Origin of the sequence: Peterkaempfera griseoplana (assembly GCF_001418575.1) — a bacterium.
GTDB classification, from domain to species: domain Bacteria; phylum Actinomycetota; class Actinomycetes; order Streptomycetales; family Streptomycetaceae; genus Peterkaempfera; species Peterkaempfera griseoplana.
Genome location: NZ_LIQR01000774.1, coordinates 1 through 1698, shown reverse-complemented (window position 1 = coordinate 1698; position 1698 = coordinate 1). Strand labels below are relative to the sequence as shown.

1 protein-coding gene and 1 pseudogene are annotated in these 1698 nt (G+C 76.1%); both read left to right on the top strand.

Annotated elements, in window-relative coordinates:
• Positions 1 to 195 precede the first annotated feature (195 nt).
• Positions 196 to 1092, top strand: coding sequence for an FAD binding domain-containing protein (locus AOK09_RS36675; RefSeq protein WP_055591483.1), 897 nt, complete (start codon positions 196 to 198; stop codon positions 1090 to 1092).
• An 83-nt stretch (positions 1093 to 1175) separates the two neighbouring features.
• Positions 1176 to 1698 (top strand): annotated as a pseudogene (locus tag AOK09_RS36670) ((2Fe-2S)-binding protein); the annotation flags it as partial.

Here is a 1698-nt window from a genome sequence, read left to right as displayed (position 1 = left end):
CTGGCACACAATGCACGGTGATCACGTGCGGGGCGCCGGGGGCGGGGCGAAGCGCTGCGGCACCCCGCAAATGATCACCGTGCATTGTGTGCCAGAGTTTCCCCGCCCGCGGGGTTTCCACGTACCGTACGGGCGGAGAAGGGGCGGCGTCGTGAGTGAGCAGAGCGCGGTGACAACAGGGTGAACCGGACCATCATGCTTCCGGCCACACTGGACGAGGCCGTCCAGGCGCTGGCCGCAGCCCCCGCCGCGGTGCCGGTGGCGGGCGGCACCGACCTGATGGGCGCCGTCAACGCCGGACTGCTGCGGCCTCCCGCCCTGGTCGGACTGGGCAGGATCAGCGAGCTGCGGGGCTGGCGCTACGAGGACGGCGGCACCGCGGTCCTCGGCGCCGGACTGACCCACGCCCGGATGGGCCGCCCCGACTTCGCGGCGCTGATCCCCGCCCTGGCGGACGCCGCCCGCACCGCGGGTCCCCCGCAGATCCGCAACGCCGGCACCCTGGGCGGCAACATCGCCACCGCGGACCCGACGGGCGACACCCTGCCCGTGCTGTCCGCGCTGGAGGCCGGCGTCACCCTGACCGGCCCGGCCGGCTCCCGGGAGGTCCCGGTCAGCCATCTGCTCACCGGCCTGGACCCGATCCGCCCGGGTGAGCTGCTGGGCTGGGTCCGCGTCCCGCTGCTGCACGCCCCGCAGGTCTACCTCAAGGCCACCGGCCGCAGCGGCCCCGCCCGCGCCACCGCCTCGGTCGCCCTGGTCCTGGACCCGGCCCGGCGCGCGGTCCGCTGCGCCGTCGGGGCCGTCGCCCCGGTGCCGCTGAGGCCGCTGGAGGCCGAGACCTGGGTCGCCACCTGCATCGACTGGGACGGCGAGCGGGGCATCGACCCGGCCGCGCTCACCGCCTTCGGCGAGTACGTGGCCGGCGCCTGCGTCCCCGACCCGCAGACCCTCGCCGACCAGCTGGGCACCCGGCTCCCCGGCACCGACGACGGTACGACCGCCGCCGGGGGGCCGCCTGCCGCCGCGCAGCGGCTGCGGCGTACGGTTGCGGTCCTGGCCCGACGTGCACTGGGGAGGGCACTCAAGTGACGGACGACCTGAGCCTCGCCGGCGGTCAAGCCGACGACGGGACGCAGCCGTTCGGGACGCAGGCGTTCGAGGCGATGCCGGACGGCACCGGGGAACGGCCCTGCGCCTCGTACACGCTCCGCGTCAACGGCGGCGACCGGCCGGTGGCCGACGCCTGGATCGGCGAGAGCCTGCTCTTCGTGCTCCGTGAGCGGCTGGGGCTGGCCGGCGCCAAGGACGGCTGCGAACAGGGCGAGTGCGGTGCCTGCTCGGTGCAGGTCGACGGGCAGCTGGTCGCCTCCTGCCTGGTGCCCGCGGCGCTGGCGGCCGGCAGCGACATCCAGACCGTGGAGGGGCTCGCGCCCGACGGCCTGCCCTCCGACGTGCAGCAGGCGCTCGCGGAGAGCGGCGCGGTCCAGTGCGGCTACTGTGTGCCCGGCCTGGCCATGGCCGTCCACGACCTGCTGCAGCGCAACCACCGGCCGAGCGACGTGGAGGCCCGCGAGGCGCTCTGCGGCAACCTGTGCCGCTGCACCGGCTACCGCGGGGTGCTGGACGCGGTCCACTCCGTCGCCGAGGCCCGCACGGCGGCCGTCGCCGCGCAGGAGGCCAGGGCCGACCAGGAGG